This window comes from Pseudomonas sp. R32, from assembly GCF_009866705.1.
Taxonomy (GTDB): domain Bacteria; phylum Pseudomonadota; class Gammaproteobacteria; order Pseudomonadales; family Pseudomonadaceae; genus Aquipseudomonas; species Aquipseudomonas donghuensis.
The window spans coordinates 1,164,746-1,183,453 of the sequence record NZ_CP019396.1; the positions used below are offsets into that span (position 1 = coordinate 1,164,746).

An 18,708-nucleotide genomic window follows, 5' to 3' on the forward strand; every position below is an offset into this window, starting at 1 on the left:
ATGGAGCCCCCAGCATGCTAGCGCTCACGCTCCTGTTGGAGCGGGCAACGCCTCCCGCTGGGGCTGTCAGATTTTGTGTGGGTGGGCCGATAACGGCCTGCCATCCCGGTCTCGGGGAATACCCAGCCGCAGCGGGCCGTCACCGGTTAGCACCGTCTTGCCCCGCGATGCTTTTCAGCCCTGCAACGCCTGGCTCAAGGCAGCAGCACGCTTGCCCAGCAGCAAATGCCAGGTCCCGTCCGCCAGCGGACTGACCCCCTGGCACCCCAACGCCAGCAGGCGCTCGCGCGCCACCTTGCGCGCATCCTTGAGCTCGACCCGCACCCGGGTCAGAGCCACGCAATCCACTTTCAACAAGTTGTCCTTGCCACCCAATGCACTCAGCCAGTCTTCAGCAGCCATGCTTTCGCTCGCCTCGGCTTTCACCTGCGGCTGCTCGACGACATTCGCCAGGGCATGGGGCAACTGGTTGCGGATCTCGTCGGCAATGGTGTCGGCCAGCGGCCCGACCACTACCTGCAGGCTGCCACCTGAACCCGGACGCACCACGGCCATGGCGCCGAGGGTTTTCAGCACGCCGTCCTGGGCCAGGCCACGGTCCTTGAGCAGCAGGCGCAGGCGCGTGGTGCAGGCGTCCACCGACAGCAGGTTGCCGGCACCGCCGAGGGCATCGATGTAGCGCGTGCCGCGTGGTGCGCTAGCGTCCTGGACTGGAGCTTCTTCGCTGGGCTGGTCTTCGCGGCCCGGGGTTTTCAGGTTGAAGTGGCGGATACAGAAGTCGAAAACGAAGTAGTACACCAGCGCATACAAAAGCCCTACCGGGAGCACCATCCAGCCGTTGGTCGAGCGACCCCAGCCCAGGGCCATGTCGATGGCGCCACCGGAGAAGGTAAAACCCAGGCGGATGTTGAGCAGGTCGCACAGGGCCATGGCCAGGCCGGTGAGCACGGCATGAATCAGGAACAGCAACGGCGCGAGGAACATGAAGGCGAATTCGATCGGCTCGGTAACGCCGGTCAGGGCCGAGGTCAGGGCCATCGACAGGAGGATGCCGCCAATCAGTTTGCGCCGCCCCGGCAGGGCATGACGGTACATGGCCAGGCAAGCGGCAGGGAGGCCGAAGATCATCATCGGGAACATCCCGGCCATGAACTGCCCGGCTTGCGGATCGCCGGCGAAGTAGCGGGTCAGGTCACCGGTTACAACCAAGCCGTTGGCGCCCTGGAAGCTGCCGAACACGAACCACACCAGGTTGTTGAGGATATGGTGCAGGCCAGTGACGATCAGCAGGCGGTTGAGCACGCCGAAGAAGAACGCGCCGATGCTGCCGCTGTCGAGCATCAGCTTGCCCAGGCTATTGATGCCATCCTGCACATGCGGCCAGATCAAACCGAACAGCAGGCCCAGGCCCACCGCCGACAAGCCGGTGGCAATCGGCACGAAACGCCGGCCACCGAAGAAGGCCAGGTACTCGGGCAGTTTGATGTCCTTGAAACGGTTGTACAGCGCACCACCCAGCAGTCCTACGATAATCCCTGCGAGCATGCCCATGTCGATGTGCGGGTCGATGACCTTGAGGGTCGAGACCAGTACCAGGTAACCGATGGCTCCGGCCAGGCCCGCCGTACCGTTGTTGTCGCGGGCAAAGCCGACGGCGATGCCGATGGCGAAAATCAGCGCCAGGTTGGCGAAGATCGCGTTGCCGGCATCGTGGATCAGGGCGATGTTCAACAGGTCGGTATCGCCCAGGCGCAGCAGCAGGCCGGCAATCGGCAGGATGGCGATGGGCAACATGAGGGCGCGGCCGAGCCGTTGCAGGCCCTGGATGAAGTGCTGGTACATGGTGCTCTCCGGTTATTGTTCTGTGCTAAGTGGGGAGTGGCGGTGGTGTAGCGGGCGTGCGGCGAAATCGCGGCAGGCCTGGCGCACGGCGCGGGCGCTGGACAGGCCCAGCAGCTGCTGGCTGAAGGTGCGGCATTCGCTGCTGTCGAGCTGGCGCACGCGCTCCTTGATCTCGCCGACCTGCGGGGCGCTGACCGACAGCTCGCTGACCCCGAGGCCAACCAGCACTGCGGTGGCCAGCGGCTCGGAGGCCAGGGCGCCGCACACCCCGACCCAGCGGCCATGGCGGGCGGCGCCCTGGCAGGTCAGGTCAATCAGGCGCAGCAGCGCCGGGTGCAGGGCGTCGACGCGGGCGGCCAGGCCCGCGTGGTCACGGTCCATGGCCAGGGTGTATTGGGACAGGTCGTTGGTGCCGATCGAGAAAAAATCGGCGTGTTCGGCCAGGCGCTCGGCGAGCAGGGCGGCGGCCGGAACTTCGATCATCACCCCAAGTTCGGCGCGCTGGTTGATGCCCAGTTCGCTGGTCAGGTGGTCCAGGCGCTGGCGGATTTCCAGCAGCTCATCGACCTCGCTGACCATCGGCAGCATGATCCGGCAGCGGCGCTGCGGGCTGACCTGCAGCAGGGCACGCAATTGCAGGTCGAGCAGTTCGGGGCGCACTTGGCCCAGGCGAATGCCGCGCAGACCGAGCACCGGGTTGGTTTCGTGGGGCAGGGGCAAGTAGTCCAGTTGCTTGTCGCCGCCGACATCGATGGTACGGATGATTACCGGACGATCGCCCATGGCATCCAGCACGGCCTGATAGGCGCCGCGCTGCTCTTGTTCATCCGGGGCGGTGTGACGGTCGACGAAGAGGAACTCGGTGCGTAACAGGCCGACGCCGTCAGCGCCCAGGCTCAGGGCCTGGGCAGCTTCGGCCGCCGAGGCGACATTGGCGGCGACTTCGATCAGGCGCCCGTCACGGGTCTGGGCGCTGCCCTGGGCGGCGGCTTGTTGCTGTTGGCGGCGTTGCTGCTGGTGCTGGCGAAGCTGCGCGACTTCGGCCAGGCGTTCGGCATCCGGTGCGGTTTCCAGTCGGGCCTGCTCGCCGTCCACCACCAGAACCTGGCCGGCTTGCAGGTTCAGCAGCTCCGGGCCCAGGGCAACCAGGCACGGCAGGCCACGGGCGCGGGCGAGGATGGCAACGTGCGAAGTGGCGCCCCCGGCGACCATGCACAGCCCGGCTACCGCGTGCTTGTCGAGCAGCAGCAGGTCCGAGGGCGTCAGTTCATGGGCGACGACAATTGCCGAAGGTGGCAGGTTCAGCTCTCGGGTTTCGCCGAGCAGGTCGCGCAATACCCGTTGCTGCAAATCCTGCAGGTCGTTGGCGCGCTCGGCCAGCAGCGGCTTGTCGAGTGCCTTGAGGATTGCGCACTGGGCGTCGATGGCCTGGCTCCAGGCGTGGCTGGCAGCGCTGCCCTGGTCGATGCACTGGCGCGCAGCGTCGATCAGCGACGGATCGTCGAGCAGTGCCAGGTGCGCTTCGAAGATGGCCGCGGCATCGCCCTGTTGCAGGTGCTGCAGGTCAGCTTCAATGGCGGCCTTGACGCTGGCTAGCGCGGCGTTCAGGGCTTGATGCTGCGGGCCGGGTTGATGGCCGCCGGAGTCGTGCGGCAGGCGAATGGCATCCAGGCGCGCCAACGGACCGCTGGCCAGGCCAGGTGATGCGCATACACCATTGAGAATGCCGGGCTCCAGGTTGGCGACGGGTTTGGCCTGGACGCTGACGGCAGGGCCGGCATGCTGTTCACCGACGGTCGCTGTGGCGACTGCCGCCAACAAGGCGTGCAAGGCTGGCGTACTGTCGGCACCGCTGCAGACGATTTCGATTTCATCCTGCTCACCCACCCCCAGTCCCATGATCGCCACCAGGCTGTTGAGCGCGGCGACCTGGCCGTTGAAGTGCAGTTCGGCGTGGCTGGCGAAACCTTGGGCGGTCTGTCGCAGTAATGCTGCAGGGCGCGCATGCAGGCCGCCGTGATGGGCTACCTTGGTGCTACCGCGCACTGTCTCACCTGCGCTGGCAGCTTTGACTGCGCCGACGCCAGCGTTGGGAATGACATCCAGCAATGGCGCACCCAGGGCCACCGAACGGGTCGTGCGCGGCAGCAATCGGTATTCGCTGCTATTGCTCAGGATTATGACGGTGATCAGGCTGGTGCAGTGTTGTGCGACCAGGTCCAGGTCAAAACGAATCAGCGGCTGAGCCCGTTCGACGCGCTCGCCATTGGCCACCAGCGCTTCGAAGCCGCGGCCCTGCAACTGCACGGTATCAAGGCCGATGTGCATAAGGATCTCGGCGCCGTTGTCGGCACGTAGGGTCAGCGCGTGCAGGGTTTTCGCCAGGTGGATGACGGTGCCGGCGCAGGGGGCCTGCAAGCAGTCGTTGAGCGGGTCGATGGCGATGCCGTTGCCCAGGGTGCCGCCAGCGAACACCGGGTCGGGCACCTGGTCCAGTGGCAGCAGCGGGCCTTCGAGGGGGGCATGGAGGGTGATGTTCTTGTTGTCGGGCATGCGCAAGGTCCTCGGTGCCTCAGTGAGTTCGGGTCACTTTGCTCAAGTGACAGGGCTGATCCGGGTCCATGCCACGTGCCTCGGCCAGGCCTGCAGCCATGACATAGAAGCTCTGGATCGCCAGCAACGGATCAAGGCCCGGGTGGGCGGCGCTGCTCAAGGTCAGGTTGCGCTGGGGGACGTCCGCCGGCGCCGCCAGCAGCACCGTGGCGCCGCGCTGGCGCATGTCTTCGGCCAGTTGCAACAGGCCCGCCTGCTCCACGCCACGAGGCGCCAATACCAGCAACGGGTAATGGGCATCGATCAGTGCCATCGGGCCGTGACGCACTTCGGCGCTGCTGAAGGCTTCGGCCTGGATTGCCGAGGTTTCCTTGAACTTGAGCGCCGCTTCCTGGGCGACGGCAAAGCCGGCGCCCCGGCCGATGACCATCAGCCGCTGGCAATCGCGCAGTCGCTCGATGGCCAGGCTCCAGTCCTGTTCTGCCGCTTCACGCAGTTGCCCGGGCAGGGCGAGGCCGGCTTCGAGCAGCGCCGGGTCTTGCTGCCAGTGGGCGATCAGACGGGCGCTGGCGCTGAGGGTGGCGATAAAGCTCTTGGTCGCGGCAACGCTCAACTCGGGGCCGGCACACAGCGGCAGGTGGTACTGGCAGGCATGCTCTAGTGGTGAGTCCTCGGCGTTAACCAGCGCCAGGGTGGTGGCGCCGCGTTCGCGCAGGGTGCGCAGGCTGTTGACCAGGTCCGGGCTCTGGCCCGACTGGGAGAAGCCCAGGGCCACTTGGCCGCGCACCTGCAGGGGCGAGTTCTGCAGGGTCACCACCGACATCGGCAGCGAGGCCACCGGCAGGCCAAGCTGCTGCATGGTCAGGTAGGCAAAGTAACTGGCGGCGTGGTCCGAGCTGCCACGGGCGACCGTCAGGGCTACCTGCGGCGCGAGGCTACGCAGCTGTTCGGCGACGCTGGCAATACGCGCGTCGCAGCGCTGCAACTGGGTCTGCACAACGGTGGCAGAGGCCAGGGCTTCGGCAAGCATCTTAGAGCTCAAGGTGTTCTCCTTCGACCATTACGCCGATCAGGTTGAGGTTGCGATCCAGGGTCACGGCGTCGGCCCAGCTACCGGGCTGCAGGCGCCCGCGCGCTTGCAGGCCGAGGTAGTCGGCGGGAAACTGCGACAGGCGCTGGGAGGCTTCGGCCAGGGGCAGGCCGATCTTCACCAGGTTGCGCAGGGCCTGGTCCATGGTCAGGGTGCTGCCGGCCAGGGTGCCGTCGGGCAAGCGCACGCCGCCCAGGCATTTGGTCACGGTGTGGCTGCCAAGCTTGTACTCGCCATCGGGCATGCCCGCGGCGGCGGTGGAGTCGGTTACGCAGTACAGGCAGGGGATCGAGCGCAGGGCCACACGGATGGCGCCGGGGTGCACATGCAGCAGGTCGGGAATCAGCTCGGCAAAGCGTGCGTGAGCCAGGGCTGCGCCGACGATGCCCGGTTCGCGGTGGTGCAGCGGGCTCATGGCGTTATACAGGTGGGTAAAACTGGTGGCGCCGGCTTCCAGGGCCGCCACGCCTTCTTCGTAGCTGCCCAGGGTGTGGCCGATCTGCAGGCGTACGCCGCGTTCGCTCAAGGTGCGGATCAACGGCAGGTGGCCGGCGACTTCCGGGGCGATGGTGATGACCTTGATCGGAGCCAGGGCCATATAGGCGTCGACCTCTTCGAGCAGCCCCAGGTGAGCGAAGTTCGGCTGCGCGCCGAGTTTGCCGGGGTTGATGTACGGGCCTTCCAGATGCACGCCGAGGACCCGGGCGCCGTCGCTGCGCGGCTGGCGAACGTACTCACCGAGGGCAGCGAGCACCTGGGTCAGCTCTTCCTTCGGCGCGGTCATGGTGGTGGCCAGCAACGACGTGGTGCCGAAGCGCACGTGGGTACGGGCGATGGTGGCGAACGCCGCGGCGCCTTCCATGATGTCGCTGCCACCGCCGCCGTGCACGTGCAAGTCGATGAAACCCGGCAGCAGGTAGGGCAGATCGTTGCTCTGCGGGTCGCACGGCTGGCCGTCGATGGCGGCGACGCGGCCGTCACGCAGCAACAGGCGTCCGCGTACCCAGCCCGTCGGGGTGAGTATGTTGTGTTCGCTCATGGGGGCTCCGCTAGCGTCGCAGCTCGGCGACAAAGTCGTAGTAGTCGTCCCGGCAGTAGGTGTCGGTCAGTTCGATGGGGGTGTTGTCGTCGAGGTAGCCGACCCGGGTCATCAGCAGCATGGCGGTGCCGGGCTCGATGCCGACCCGCGCCGCCAGCTCGGCGCTGGCATTGATCGCGCGAATGTGTTGCAGGGCGCGCACCACCGGCTTGCCGATCTGGTCGAGGTACTGGTACAGCGAATCGCCGATAGCTTCCGGGTTGCCCAGCAAGTGCGCGGGCAGGGTGCTGTATTCGACGGCCATGACGATGTCATCGGCCTTGCGCAGGCGCTTGAGGTGTACCACCTGTTCGTTGGGCGACAGGCCCAGGCGCACCAGCTCATCGGCCGACGGCGCGTCGACGCTGCGCTCCAGCCACTGCGAGCTTGGGGTAAAGCCCTTCAGGCGGAGCATTTCGCTGAAGCTCGACAGGCGTGAGAGCGGTTGTTCCAGGCGCGGGGTGATGAACGTACCAGAGCCCTGGATGCGGCGGATCAAGCCTTGTTCGAGCAGCACTTCCAGGGCCTTGCGCGCGGTAACCCGGGAGATGTCCAGGGCTTCGCTGAGGCTTCTTTCCGAAGGCAGGGCCTGTTCGGCTTTCCACTGCCCGGCGTGGATGGCCTGTTCCAGATTGCGCGCCAACTGAAGGTAAAGCGGGGTGGCCAGGGTGTCGTCGGGGCGCAGGGCGGTCAACGGAGGCATGGCGGTGGCTTCAGGTGGCGAGTGGTATTAAAAATTTAATACCACTTAAATACCACGTCAATACCACTTGTCAGTTGTTGCAGACGATTTCCTGGTTGCCCTTGCGCTCGACCGCAGCACAGGCCAGTAATCCGACTTCAAACAATATCCACATCGGCACCGCCAATAGGGTTTGCGAGAACACATCCGGCGGGGTCAGCAGCATGCCAACCACGAAACAACCGACGATCACATAGGGGCGGCTTTTGCGCAGGGTACCGACGTCGGTGACCCCGGCCCAGACGATGATAAAAGTCGCCACCGGGATTTCGAACGCCAGGCCGAAGGCCAGGAACAGGGCGAGGATGAAGTCCAGGTACAGGCCGATGTCGGTCATCATCGCCACGCCATCCGGGGTGACGCTGGCAAAGAAGCCGAACATCATCGGGAAGACCACGAAGAAGGCGAAGGCCATGCCCGAGTAGAACAGCACGATGCTCGACACCAGCAACGGCAGGGCGATGCGCCGTTCCTGGCGGTACATCGCCGGGGCAATGAAGCTCCAGGCCTGGTGCAACAGCACCGGCATGGCCACGAACAGCGCCGCCATCAGGGTCAGCTTGAACGGCGCCAGGAACGGCGAGGTGACGCTGGTGGCGATCATGCTCGCACCTTCGGGCAGGTAGCGGCGCAGCGGTTCCGAGACCTGGGTATACAGGGTCTGGGCAAACGGGAACAGGCCGAGGAATACCACGGCGATGGCCAGCAGGCAGCGCACCAGGCGCCTGCGCAGTTCGCGCAGGTGAGCGGTGAGCGGCATGCCCGGGTCTTGGCTTGCTGTGTTCATCAGGGGTTTCCGCTGGTTGGGCTGTGGTCCGGCTGCAGGCTGACGCCGCGGCGCAGGTCCTGCTCAAGGCGCTGCAACGCCACGGCATCGAGTTCCTGGCTCAAGGCCTGGGTGTCCAGTTCGCGGTCGACCTGGGCCTTGATCGCAGCCATGGTGCGCTTAGCCTGGCCCAGGCCGCGGCCCAGGGTGCGCGCCGCCGTCGGCAGGCGCTCGGGGCCGAGCACCAGTAAAGCGACGATGCCCACCAGCAGCAGCTCGGTAAAACCGACTTCGAACATCAGCGCTGGCGTTCCGTGTGCTGCACGCTGTCGGCCTGCAGCGGCGCCTGGGGTTTGACCGGGCTTACGGCTTCGTCCGTGGCCGGGCCGTTGCCCATGGATTTGCGAAAACCCTGGATCGCATCGCCGACGTCCGCACCCAGGCCCTTGAGGCGCTTGGTGCCGAACAGCATGAACACGATCACCAAAACGATGAGCAACTGCCAGATCCCGATACCACCCATGAAAAACGCTCCAAGCTCATGAAAAAGAAGGCCTTATCCTGCCTGCGCTTTGTGACGCAAAAGTGACGTGCAGATGTATTTGCCATGTGCCTGCAACATCCGTTGTGTTGACTGACGGCTCATTGGTTCGGGATGTGCAGTTCATGAGTGCGAAGCGGCAACAAGGGGCGGCGCTGTTGATGGTGCTGGTGGTGCTGGCGATGCTCGCAGGCGGCCTGACCTGGCTGGTGCAGGACGGCCGTCAGCAGATCGACAGCGTGCGCCTGGTGCAGCAACGGGTGCAGGCCAGGGCCATGGAAACCGCCGGCCTGGCCTTTGCCGAGCAGGCGCTGAAAGACCCGGCCTGGCGCGCCAGCCCGCTGTTCTGGCAAGCGCTGCGCGGGCAGCCGTTGTCTTATGCCTTTGCCGGCGGTTCGGCGGCCTTGCGCATCCGCGACCTGCACAGCTGCTTCAACGTCAACGCGCTGATTGGCGAAGAGAGCGAACGTGCCGCGCGGCAATTGCGCTACCTGCTTGGCGATGACATGGCCGCGCAACGCTTGACCGATGCCCTGGCCGACTGGATCGACAGCGACGGGCAAGCCCGACTCAGCGGCGCCGAGAGCGACCAGTACCTGCGCCAGTCACCTGCGCGCCTGGCGGCCAACCAGATGATGGTCGACATGAGTGAACTGAACCTTTTGCTTGAGCCCGATGCCAGCCGGCAGCAACGCTATCCGCAGTTGTGCGTCTTGCCTCAGACCAGCGGCTGGCGCCTTAACGCCAATGCCTTGAGTCTGGAGCAGTTGCCATTGCTTGAAGCGCTGTACGAAGGCGAGGTGTCGCGTTCGCTGCTGACCCGGATTATCACTGGCCGGCCTGCTGGCGGTTATCACGATGCAGGGGCGTTGCGCCAGGCACTGGGGGCGATGGACGACGCAACATTCGCGCGGTTGAGCGAAGGCTTGTTGCTTAACAGCGGTGACTTTGCCTTGCAACTGGAGTTCGAACAGGACGGGCAGAAGATGCGCAGCGAGTTTCAGCTGCGGGCACGAGGGATCGTGCAATGGCACGCGCTGGTGCCGGCCCAGCAGGTGCAGGTGATCAGCCGTACAGCGCAGCCCTGGTAAGGGCTGCGCTGCGCAACGCTTAGGTTACCCGCTCTGGAGTTACACGCCGATCTCACCGCCATCGGCACGCTGGATCACCACGGTCGATGCCCGTGGGCGCACCTTGGTGCCGGCCGGGGTAACGGTGGTGGCAACATCGGTGGACGGCCAGTTGTCCGGGTGCTGGATGTTGACGAAGATCGACTTGTTGTCCGGCGTGAAGGCAATGCCGGTGACTTCGCAGCCGTTGGGGCCGACGAAGAAGCGACGCAGGTCGACCTGGTTCTGGGCGTTGACCGGGACCTGCTTGCCAGCGGCATTCACCAGGTCGGTAGGGATCACCGCCAGCATCTGGTCGTTGGTGTAGTCGGTCAGGGTTTTTTCGCCGTTGTCGGTCTGGAACCAGAGGATGCCGCGGCTATCGAAACTCATGCCGTCGGGGCTGGCGAACTGGTTGAGTTCGGTCAGGCCCGAGCGGTTGATGTCGGCGGTACCGGCGGCGTTGGCACCAAACACGAAGATGTCCCAGGTGAAACTCAGGTGATTGTCGCTGTCGTGCCAGCGGATGATATGACCATGGCGGTTCGGCCCGCGCGGGTTGGCGGCATCGACCTTGGCGGCGGTGCGCGCGCTGTTGTTGGTCAGGGTCAGGTAGACGTCGCCATTGAGCGGGTTGACCGTGGTCCATTCCGGGCGGTCCATCGGCGTTGCGCCCAGCGCGTCGGCAGCGCCGCGGGTGTTGAGGATAATGCCCGGCAGGTCGCCGTAGATCGAACCCAGGGTCTTGCCGCTGCTGGTCGGGGTGTTGACGTCGAGCAGCAACCACACCCCTGAGCCGTCGGCATTGAAGCGGGCGACATACAGCTTGCCCTGGTCCATGTACTTGTTGCCGGTGGCCAGGCGGTCGGCCGGGGTGGCATCGGCCGCTTCCCACAGCGCGGTGGAGACGAACTTGTACAAATATTCGTTGTTCGAGTCGTCGCCCATGTACCAGACCAGCGGCTTGCCCACTACCGGCAGGCCCGGGCAGCAGCCTTCATGGCGGAAACGGCCGAGCGCCGTGCGTTTCACCGCCAGGGTGCTGGCGTTGTACGGGTCGATCTCGACAATGTAGCCGTAGGTGCTGGCCTCGTTACGGAAGTCGTCGGTGGCGCTGGCGCCGCTCGGGGTGACGTTGAAGCGGCTGAATTCGCCATCCACTTCGGTCGGATCGCCCGCCACGCTTTCCCACTTGTAGTTACCGGCCTTGGTGCTTACGCCGATGCGCTTCTGGTCGGCCGGCAGGGGGGTGCTGGTGTTGACGAAAATCCCCGGCCAGTTCTCTTCGCAGGTCAGGTAGGTGCCCCACGGGGTGTAGCCGTTGCCGCAGTTGTTGTTGGTGCCGCGGGCCTGGGTGCCGCTCTTCGAGAAGCGCGTCTTGACGTGGTCGCTGCCGCGCAGGGGGCCGGCGATGTTCATCACCGTGGCGGTAGTGAAGCGGCGGTTCAGTGGGTCATTGTCGACCACCTGCCAGCGGCCGCTGACTTTCTTCAGGCGGATCACCCCGGCGCCGTGGGCGTTGATCTCCTTGCGTACTTCCTCGACCGGACGCTTGCCGCTGCCGTCGCTGGTCGGGCCGTTGGGGTGCAGGGCGTCGGCGTCGATGTACTCGTGGTTGATCGCCAGCAGACCGTCTTCGGAGCTGCCGTTGATGGGGAAGAAATGCATGCCGTCATGGTGCATGCCCACCGAGTTGGCCTGGTCGGCGGCGGTGTTGCTGCCGTCGGCTTTCCACGGGTTGGCGCTGGTGTTCAGCGGTGTGCCCCAGGGCGCCAGGACATAGGCGGTGTAACCGGCGGCGACCACGCAGGCGTCAGTGCGCGAGCCGGGGATGGAGGTAAAGCCCAGTTTCAGTTTCGGCGGGGTTGGCGGCTCGACCACCGGATCGTCGTCATCCGAATCACTGCTGTCAAAGCAGCCCGTCAGGCCAGTCCCGGCAATCATCGCGATCGCGGCGCCCAGGCCACCGCGTACCACGCTGCGGCGGCTCAGGTAAGACTCCAGAACGCTGTCCATGGGCAGGTTGCCACTTGGGTTGCGGTTCAGGTTGTCGCCGGTGTCTCGACTCATCAGTTCAGTTCCTTTTGTTCAATGATGCGGCGTGAAAGAAACCGGGACTTTAGTGAGCAAGTGTGATGATTGATTGGCAGTTTTGTTAAAAGGCGTTGAAGAAATAAATCGTTACCACCTGATTTGCCTGAGGTTTTGCCTGGGCTGTCGATTAACTGCCATCAAACTGTAATCCAGGCGCCCCAATATCCCGGCCCGACAACCAACAAGCGCGAAGGCGACGGGACAGGCTGAACATGCACAGACGGGAAGTGTTGAACTGGATTGGCGTTGGCGCTGCGGCGCCGCTGCTCACGGCCTGTGCGGGTCTGGGCGGGACGTCGACCGGCAACGATGCTTGGCTGGATGTGCTGTATTTCGCCGACACCCTCGACGCCCGCCAGGCGGGCAAACCGGTGGTCCCGGCCACGCGCCTGGGGCCGGTGACCCACCTGGGCCAGGCACCCTGGATGACCGGCGCCAGCGCCCGCCAGGCGCGAGCCGAACTCAACCCGCTGCTCGATGCCAATCTGGCCGATGGCGTGCGCACCGGTGGCTATGCGGTGCTGGCGGCTGTGCTGGAGCAACTGCGCCAAACCGCCGGGGCCGGGAACTGCCTGACCCTGGAGAACGGCCAGGGCTGGAACGGCAGTGGCCTGGCCTACCTGACCCAGGGTGGCAGTGGTGTTGAAGGCAGCCAATTGCTGGCCAGCGACGTGCGCGTCAGCAGCGATGAGCGGGTGCTCTGGCCGCAGCGTTGCAGCGGGCTTTATCGGCAATATGGGCAGGCTGTGCTGGGCGCAGGTCTTGCCCCGGAGCAGTCCGCTGCGCTGGGTGTTACGCCGTTGACGGTCATTCGCCGTGGCGGGGTACGGGTTGCAGTGGTCGGCATCACCGACCCCTATGCCCAGGACCAGAAAGCCTCGCTCAAACAGTGGTACCAATCGCTGTTGCCGGCCTTCGAGCAGGCCCGCGGCCAAGCCGAACTGGTGATCGCCCTGGCCGATGTCGGCACCGGCCCGGGCTTGTGGCTGGCCGAGCGTTTGAGCGACGCCGACCTGTTGCTCTGCGCCCGTGGCCAGGACTTCTGGCCCGAACCGGTCAGCGTGCTGCAAGCCAGTGGCAAGCGGGTGCCAGTGCTGTTTGCCGGCAGCCGGGCCAGCGGCGCCTTTCAAGTCCGCTGCCAACGCGCTGGCGGGCAATGGCAGTTCAGCGCTCACTTTCACCCAGCTTTCGACAGCAGCCTGACGCCCACCGCCCAGGCCCGTGCGGCGCAGTTGCGTGGGCTGTTGGCGCAGCAACGCGCCGGTCACGCCGCCTGGCTCGATCAACCCCTGGCCCGGGCACCGCAGGCACTGTGGCGCCGCGATACGCGTGGCGGCAGTTGGGACCGCGTGCTACATCAAGCGCTGTCGGCCGACAGCGACTACCCGGTGCTGTTGCCAGGCCTGCGTTACGACAGCCCCCTGGCCGCCGGCCAGGCCATCACTCGCGAACACCTGATCAGCCTGACCGGCAGCTACCCGGCGCCGGTGGTCGAAGCGCCCGCCCGGCAAGTCGAACAGGTATTGGAAAACGCCGCCGAGCAACTGTTTGGCGACCCGCTGTTACTCGACAACAGCCAGGACCTGCCGCGCTGGCTGGGCCAGCCCTGGCAGCTCAGCTACAGCCCGAGCGGCAAGCGCGTGTCCGGTTTCAGCGAAGTGCAAGGACAGTGCCGCACCTTCGGCCTGCAGTACGCCTCCAGCAGCGGCGAGCCACTGTGGCAACGGGTCGAAGCCTGGCTGTCGAAACAGCCAGCCGACTGGCAACTGCCGGCATTGCAATTGCCGCAGCTGCGCTATGTCCAGGGCCATCCCGGCTGGCATCCGCGTGAGTTGAACGCGTGATCAGCGTCTCGCGCCTGTTCAGCGGCGCACTGCTGACCCTGGCCGCCTGGCTCGCCGCCCAGTGCGTGCTGCAGCTCAGCCGGGCACCTGTGCCGGCAGTGGCCCAGGTACAGGACGCTACGCCATTGCCGGGCCTGATGCTCGGCCACTGGCAGGCCGAGGCCGACAGCGGCGGCGTGCCGCTGACCCGTTTACCGCTGCAGTACCTGGGCGGCCTCAGGGCCGTGCCGCTGAGCGCCACCGTGGTGGTGCTGCGTTACGGCCAGGCCACGCGCACCGTGCGCCGTGGCCAGCGCCTGGCCCCGGGCATCGTCCTTGAGAGCATCGACGACCAGGGCCTGATTTTCGACAACCAGGGGCGGCGCGAACGCCTGCCCTGGCCGCCACGGCCCGCCGTGACCGGCTTCAAGCGCCAAGGATGAATGATGATCGCAAGACTCTGCCTGGCCAGCGTGCTGAGCCTGGGCCTCAACCTGGCATGGGCCGAAGAGCCGGTGGCGCTGGATGACAACGAGACGCCGTTGTACGAAGTCAATTTCGTCGACACCGAACTGAGCGAGTTCATCGACAGTGTTTCGCAGATCACCGGCACCACCTTCATCGTCGATCCGCGGGTCAAGGGCAAGGTCACTGTGCGCACCGTCGATCGTCACGACAGCGAAGCGATCTACGACATTTTCCTGGCCCAGCTGCGGGCCCAGGGTTTTGCTGCCGTCGACCTGCCCAACGGCAGCGTCAAGATCGTCCCCGACCAGGCTGCACGGCTTGAGCCGGTACCGGTGGAGCGCGCGGGCAAATCGGCGCAAGGCAGCGACGGTGTCGCCACCCGGGTGTTCAATGTGCGCAATGCCGCCAGCGAGCAACTGCTGGGGATTCTCAAGCCGCTGATCGATCCACGGGTTGGGGTGATCACTCCGTATCCGGCGGCCAATCTGTTGGTGATCACCGACTGGCGCAGCAACCTGGAGCGCATCGACAGCCTGTTGCTGCAGCTCGACCAGGTCAGTGACGAACCGATGCAGGTGATGCCGCTGCAACATGCCAGCGCCAACGACACCAGCAAGTTGATCAGCCAGTTGCTGGCCCGCGAGCAGGGCGCCGACAGCGCCCAGGTGGTGGCCGATCCGCGCAGCAATGCCTTGCTGGTGCGCGGCAGTGCCGACAGCCGTGAGCGGGTGCGGGCCTTGCTCGCGCAACTGGATCGCCCCGGCGATAACCTGCGCAGTTCCAACACCCAGGTGATCTACCTGCGCCACGCCAACGCCAGCGAAGTGGTCAAGGTGCTGCGTAGCCTCAGCCAGGACAGCCTGCCAGCCGGAACGGGCGAAGGTGGCAAGGATGACAAGGCGCCGCCGCCAGTGAGCAGCTCGGGTATCCGCCTGGAGTACGAAGAAGGCACCAACGCCGTGGTCATGGTCGGCCCCGACAGTGAGCTGGCGGCCTATCGCAACATCGTCGAGCAACTGGATGTGCGCCGGGCGCAGGTGGTGGTCGAGGCGATCATTGCCGAAGTCTCGGATTCACGCGCCGAAGAGCTGGGCGTGCAGTGGCTGTTCGCCGATGAGCACTTCGGCGCCGGCACGGTCAATTTCGGCACCGGCGGCGCGAGTATCGCCGCCATCGCGGGCGCCGCCGCAGCCAAGGACAATGCCGCACTGGGCAAGCTGCTGTCCGGGACCAACGGCCTGACCGCAGGCTTTGGCAACTTCGGCGGCGGCTTCAACTTCGCCGTGCTGGTCAACGCGCTGAAAAGCAAAAGCGGTTTCAACCTGCTGTCGACCCCCACCTTGCTGACCCTGGACAACGCCGAGGCTTCGATCCTGGTTGGCCAGGAGGTGCCCTTCGTCACCGGCTCCGTGACCCAGGACAACACCAACCCCTACCAGACCATCGAGCGCAAGGAGGTCGGGGTCAAGCTGCGTATCAAGCCACAGATCAACATCGACAACACCGTGCGCCTGGATATTGTCCAGGAGGTCTCCTCGATTGCCGACAACGCCTCGGCCAGCGACGTGATTACCAACAAGCGCGAGATCAAGACCAAGGTCATGGTCGAGGACAACGGCCTGGTGATCCTCGGCGGCCTGATCAGTGACGAGGTCACGTCGAGCAAACAGAAGGTGCCGTTGCTCGGCGATATTCCCTGGCTGGGGCGGCTGTTCAGCTCCTCCGGGCACCAGGGCGTGAAACAGAACCTGATGGTGTTCATTCGCCCGCGGATCCTGCGTGACGGCCCGAGCCTGGCCAGCCTGAGCACCGAGAAGTACCGCAACCTGCAACAGGACACCGCCCTCAAGCTGCCGGCCATCAGTGACGACGGCAAGCTGTTGCAGGCCTTCCCGGCCAGCCGCCAGCGCCTGGACGAGGGTGTCTGGTGATGGAACTGTTGCCCTATCGCCTGGCCCGCCAGGCCGGCCTTGCCGTGGCGCCTTCGGCGACTGGCTGGAGCTTGTGGCTGCGCAGTGATGCCGATAGCGATCAATTGCAGGAACTGCTGCGCGTACAGGGCCAACCGGATCAGGTCTGCCACCTGGACAGCGCCAGTTTCGACAGCCAGCTGGGGCAGCTGTACCAGGCCGGCGAAGGCGCCACCGCAGCGCTGATCGAAGGCATCGGCGAGCAGGTCGACCTCGACGGCCTGATGAGCGAAATGCCGCGCATTGAAGACCTGCTCGAAAGCGATGACGAAGCGCCGGTAATCCGCCTGATCAATGGCCTGTTCGCCCAGGCCCTGCGCTTGCAGGCATCGGACATTCATATCGAGACCTTCGAGCAGAGCCTGGTGGTGCGCCTGCGCGTCGACGGTCATTTGCGCGAAGTGCTGCGCCCACCGCGAGCGCTGTCGGCGATGCTGGTGTCGCGGATCAAGGTCATGGCCCGGCTGGACATCGCCGAGAAGCGCCAGCCCCAGGATGGCCGTATCACCCTGCGCTCGGCTGGGCGTGAAGTGGACGTGCGGGTGTCGACCCTGCCGGGCATCCATGGCGAGCGGGTGGTGATGCGTGTGCTCGACAAGCAGGCCAGCTTGCTGGCGCTGGCCAACCTCGGTATGCCGCAGGCCGTGGAGCAGGGCTTGCGCGCTTGCCTGGCGCGGCCCAATGGCATCGTCCTGAGCACCGGGCCGACCGGCTCGGGTAAAACCACCACCCTCTACGCCAGCCTCAACAGCCTCAACGACGGCAGCCGCAATATCCTCACCGTCGAGGACCCGGTCGAATACGCCATTGCCGGTATCGGCCAGACCGCAATCAACCCGCGCGCCGGGCTGACCTTTGCCACCGGCCTGCGGGCGATCCTGCGCCAGGACCCGGACGTGATCATGCTCGGCGAGATCCGCGACCGCGAGACCGCGCAGATCGCCGTGCAGGCCAGCCTTACCGGCCACCTGGTACTTTCGACCCTGCACACCAACAGCGCCGTCGGCGCGGTGACGCGTCTGCGCGACATGGGCATCGAGCCGTTCCTGATTGCCTCGTGCCTGCGCGGGGTCATGGCCCAGCGTCTGGTCCGGCGTCTGTGCCCGTGTGCCCGAGCGCAGCCCTTACAGGCGGCCGAGCGGCAGCTGTGGCCGGAGCTGGCCGAGTTGAGTGAGACATTTCATGCCGTGGGCTGCGAGCAGTGCCAGGGCACGGGCTATCGTGGTCGGCTCGGCCTTTATGAATTCATCGAACTGGACGCCGGTTTGATCGCCTTGCTCTACGACGGCGCCAGCGAAGTGGCCATGCACGAACACCTGGCCGGGCGTCGGCAGAGCCTGGCCGGCATGGCCAGCGAGTGCCTGCGCCGCGGCGACACCAGCCTCGCCGAAGTGCTGCGCGCGGTGCAGGGCTGAGCCATGCCGACCTTTCGCTACCAGGCAGTGGACCTCAGCGGGCGGGCGCACAAGGCCAGTATCCAGGCCGACAGCGAGCGCCATGCCCGCCAGTTATTGCGTGAGCAGGGGCTGTTCACCCGGCAGTTGCAACGCCACGAAACCGGCAACGCCCAGCCGCGACGCCAGCGCGTCAACCGCGCCCAGTTGTGTGAACTGACCCGGCAACTGGCGACCCTGACCGGCGCCGGCATTCCCCTGGTGGATGCCCTGGCGACCCTGGAGCGGCAACTGGTGGAGCCGGCCTTGCGCAACGTGCTGGTAGCGGTGCGCGGTTCGCTCGCCGAAGGCCTTAGCCTGGCCCGCAGCCTGGCGCGCCAGGGGGGCTTGTTTTCCGGTTTGTATTGCGCGCTGGTCGAGGCTGGCGAGCGCTCCGGGCGCCTGGCCCAGGTGCTGGAACGGCTGGCCGAACACCTGGAGCAGGTCCAGCGCCAGCAGCACAAGGCACGTACGGCACTGATCTACCCCTGTGTGCTGATGGGCGTGTCGCTGGCGGTGGTGGTTGGCCTGATGACTTTCGTGGTGCCCAAGCTCACTGAACAGTTTGCCCACTCGGGGCAGAGCCTGCCGTGGATCACCTCGCTGCTGATCGGCATCAGCGACCTGCTGGTGCTGCTCGGCCCGTGGTTGCTGATCGGCGGGGCGCTGGCGGCCCTGCTCGGCGCCTGGCTGTTGCGCCGCCCGCACTGGCGTTTGCGCCGCGACGACCTGCTGCTGCGCCTGCCACGGATCGGCAACCTGCTGGCGGTGCTGGAGAGCGCGCGCCTGTCGCGCAGCCTGGCGATTCTGGCCGGCAGCGGCGTACCGTTGCTCGAAGCCCTGCAAGTGGCCACGGCCACGGTCAACAACCGGCGCATTCACCTGGCCCTGCAACGGGTCAGCACTGATGTGCAGGGCGGGGTCAGCCTGCACCGGGCGCTGGATGCCAGCGGCCACTTCCCGCCGTTGCTGCTGAACATGGTCGCCAGTGGCGAGGCCAGCGGCACGCTACCGGACATGCTCGAACGGGTCGCCGACAACCAGGAGCGCGGCTTCGCCCGCCAGGTGGACAGCGCCATGGCGCTGTTCGAACCGCTGATGATTCTGGTCATGGGCACGGTGGTGTTGTTCATCGTCCTCGCCGTGCTGTTGCCGATCATGCAGCTCAACCAGGGCCTGACACTTTGAAAAGGAGCAAG

Annotated in this window: 15 protein-coding genes; 6 read left to right on the plus strand and 9 right to left on the minus strand. The window is 65.8% G+C overall.

Annotated elements, in window-relative coordinates:
• Positions 1-174: 174 nt before the first annotated feature.
• From nagE to tatA, 8 genes are all read right to left on the minus strand, one after another.
• The gene (gene nagE / locus PspR32_RS05285) at positions 175-1,842 is read right to left on the minus strand and encodes an N-acetylglucosamine-specific PTS transporter subunit IIBC (protein ID WP_159388170.1); all 1,668 of its coding nucleotides are present in this window, start codon (positions 1,840-1,842) and stop codon (positions 175-177) included.
• A gap of 12 nt (positions 1,843-1,854) precedes the next feature.
• Positions 1,855-4,395, minus strand: coding sequence for a phosphoenolpyruvate--protein phosphotransferase (ptsP, locus tag PspR32_RS05290; RefSeq protein WP_100781988.1), 2,541 nt, complete (start codon positions 4,393-4,395; stop codon positions 1,855-1,857).
• Positions 4,396-4,414: 19 nt separating this feature from the next.
• Positions 4,415-5,437, minus strand: coding sequence for an SIS domain-containing protein (locus PspR32_RS05295; protein WP_159388171.1), 1,023 nt, complete (start codon positions 5,435-5,437; stop codon positions 4,415-4,417).
• Positions 5,427-6,524, minus strand: coding sequence for an N-acetylglucosamine-6-phosphate deacetylase (gene nagA, locus PspR32_RS05300; RefSeq protein ID WP_036994008.1), 1,098 nt, complete (start codon positions 6,522-6,524; stop codon positions 5,427-5,429). Before nagA ends, PspR32_RS05295 begins: the two co-directional genes overlap by 11 nt.
• Positions 6,525-6,534: 10 nt before the next feature.
• Positions 6,535-7,266 (minus strand): GntR family transcriptional regulator, encoded by a 732-nt coding sequence (locus PspR32_RS05305; RefSeq protein ID WP_010220279.1) that lies wholly within the window; start codon positions 7,264-7,266, stop codon positions 6,535-6,537.
• A gap of 70 nt (positions 7,267-7,336) precedes the next feature.
• Positions 7,337-8,092 carry a twin-arginine translocase subunit TatC gene (tatC, locus tag PspR32_RS05310; protein WP_159388172.1) on the minus strand — a complete coding sequence of 252 codons (756 nt, stop codon included), beginning with the start codon at positions 8,090-8,092 and terminating at the stop codon, positions 7,337-7,339.
• Positions 8,092-8,370 (minus strand): Sec-independent protein translocase protein TatB, encoded by a 279-nt coding sequence (gene tatB, locus PspR32_RS05315; protein ID WP_036994011.1) that lies wholly within the window; start codon positions 8,368-8,370, stop codon positions 8,092-8,094. The genes tatC and tatB overlap by 1 nt, the downstream gene beginning before the upstream one ends.
• Positions 8,370-8,594, minus strand: a complete 225-nt coding sequence (tatA, locus tag PspR32_RS05320; RefSeq protein WP_010220276.1) for a twin-arginine translocase TatA/TatE family subunit — start codon at positions 8,592-8,594, stop codon at positions 8,370-8,372. The genes tatB and tatA overlap by 1 nt, the downstream gene beginning before the upstream one ends.
• Before the next feature lie 143 nt (positions 8,595-8,737).
• On the opposite strand from tatA, the gene gspK reads away from it, so the two are divergent.
• Positions 8,738-9,703 carry a type II secretion system minor pseudopilin GspK gene (gene gspK, locus PspR32_RS05325; RefSeq protein ID WP_010220275.1) on the plus strand — a complete coding sequence of 322 codons (966 nt, stop codon included), beginning with the start codon at positions 8,738-8,740 and terminating at the stop codon, positions 9,701-9,703.
• A gap of 39 nt (positions 9,704-9,742) precedes the next feature.
• Here gspK and PspR32_RS05330 read toward each other — a convergent pair whose 3' ends face one another.
• Positions 9,743-11,791, minus strand: a complete 2,049-nt coding sequence (locus tag PspR32_RS05330; RefSeq protein WP_036994012.1) for a PhoX family protein — start codon at positions 11,789-11,791, stop codon at positions 9,743-9,745.
• Positions 11,792-12,027: 236 nt separating this feature from the next.
• On the opposite strand from PspR32_RS05330, the gene PspR32_RS05335 reads away from it, so the two are divergent.
• The 5 genes from PspR32_RS05335 to gspF are packed head-to-tail and all read left to right on the plus strand — an operon-like array spanning position 12,028 to position 18,697.
• Positions 12,028-13,659 carry a lipoprotein UxpA gene (locus PspR32_RS05335; RefSeq protein ID WP_159388173.1) on the plus strand — a complete coding sequence of 544 codons (1,632 nt, stop codon included), beginning with the start codon at positions 12,028-12,030 and terminating at the stop codon, positions 13,657-13,659.
• Complete coding sequence (locus PspR32_RS05340) at positions 13,656-14,081, plus strand: pilus assembly protein PilZ (protein ID WP_010220271.1); 426 nt, start codon at positions 13,656-13,658, stop codon at positions 14,079-14,081. Before PspR32_RS05335 ends, PspR32_RS05340 begins: the two co-directional genes overlap by 4 nt.
• 3 nt (positions 14,082-14,084) lie before the next feature.
• Positions 14,085-16,037, plus strand: coding sequence for a type II secretion system secretin GspD (gspD, locus tag PspR32_RS05345; RefSeq protein WP_010220270.1), 1,953 nt, complete (start codon positions 14,085-14,087; stop codon positions 16,035-16,037).
• Between the two features lie 5 nt (positions 16,038-16,042).
• The gene (locus PspR32_RS05350; protein WP_026001142.1) at positions 16,043-17,491 is read left to right on the plus strand and encodes a GspE/PulE family protein; all 1,449 of its coding nucleotides are present in this window, start codon (positions 16,043-16,045) and stop codon (positions 17,489-17,491) included.
• A 3-nt stretch (positions 17,492-17,494) separates the two neighbouring features.
• Positions 17,495-18,697 (plus strand): type II secretion system inner membrane protein GspF, encoded by a 1,203-nt coding sequence (gspF, locus tag PspR32_RS05355; RefSeq protein WP_159388174.1) that lies wholly within the window; start codon positions 17,495-17,497, stop codon positions 18,695-18,697.
• Positions 18,698-18,708 lie beyond the last annotated feature (11 nt).

Coding starts and splice junctions, on each gene's coding strand:
- nagE (WP_159388170.1), bottom strand. CDS start 1,842: ATGTACCAGCACTTCATCCAGGGCCTGCAACGGCTCGGCCGCGCCCTC.
- ptsP (WP_100781988.1), bottom strand. CDS start 4,395: ATGCCCGACAACAAGAACATCACCCTCCATGCCCCCCTCGAAGGCCCG.
- nagA (WP_036994008.1), bottom strand. CDS start 6,524: ATGAGCGAACACAACATACTCACCCCGACGGGCTGGGTACGCGGACGC.
- PspR32_RS05305 (WP_010220279.1), bottom strand. CDS start 7,266: ATGCCTCCGTTGACCGCCCTGCGCCCCGACGACACCCTGGCCACCCCG.
- tatC (WP_159388172.1), bottom strand. CDS start 8,092: ATGAACACAGCAAGCCAAGACCCGGGCATGCCGCTCACCGCTCACCTG.
- tatB (WP_036994011.1), bottom strand. CDS start 8,370: ATGTTCGAAGTCGGTTTTACCGAGCTGCTGCTGGTGGGCATCGTCGCT.
- tatA (WP_010220276.1), bottom strand. CDS start 8,594: ATGGGTGGTATCGGGATCTGGCAGTTGCTCATCGTTTTGGTGATCGTG.
- gspK (WP_010220275.1), top strand. CDS start 8,738: ATGAGTGCGAAGCGGCAACAAGGGGCGGCGCTGTTGATGGTGCTGGTG.
- PspR32_RS05330 (WP_036994012.1), bottom strand. CDS start 11,791: ATGAGTCGAGACACCGGCGACAACCTGAACCGCAACCCAAGTGGCAAC.
- PspR32_RS05335 (WP_159388173.1), top strand. CDS start 12,028: ATGCACAGACGGGAAGTGTTGAACTGGATTGGCGTTGGCGCTGCGGCG.
- gspD (WP_010220270.1), top strand. CDS start 14,085: ATGATCGCAAGACTCTGCCTGGCCAGCGTGCTGAGCCTGGGCCTCAAC.
- gspF (WP_159388174.1), top strand. CDS start 17,495: ATGCCGACCTTTCGCTACCAGGCAGTGGACCTCAGCGGGCGGGCGCAC.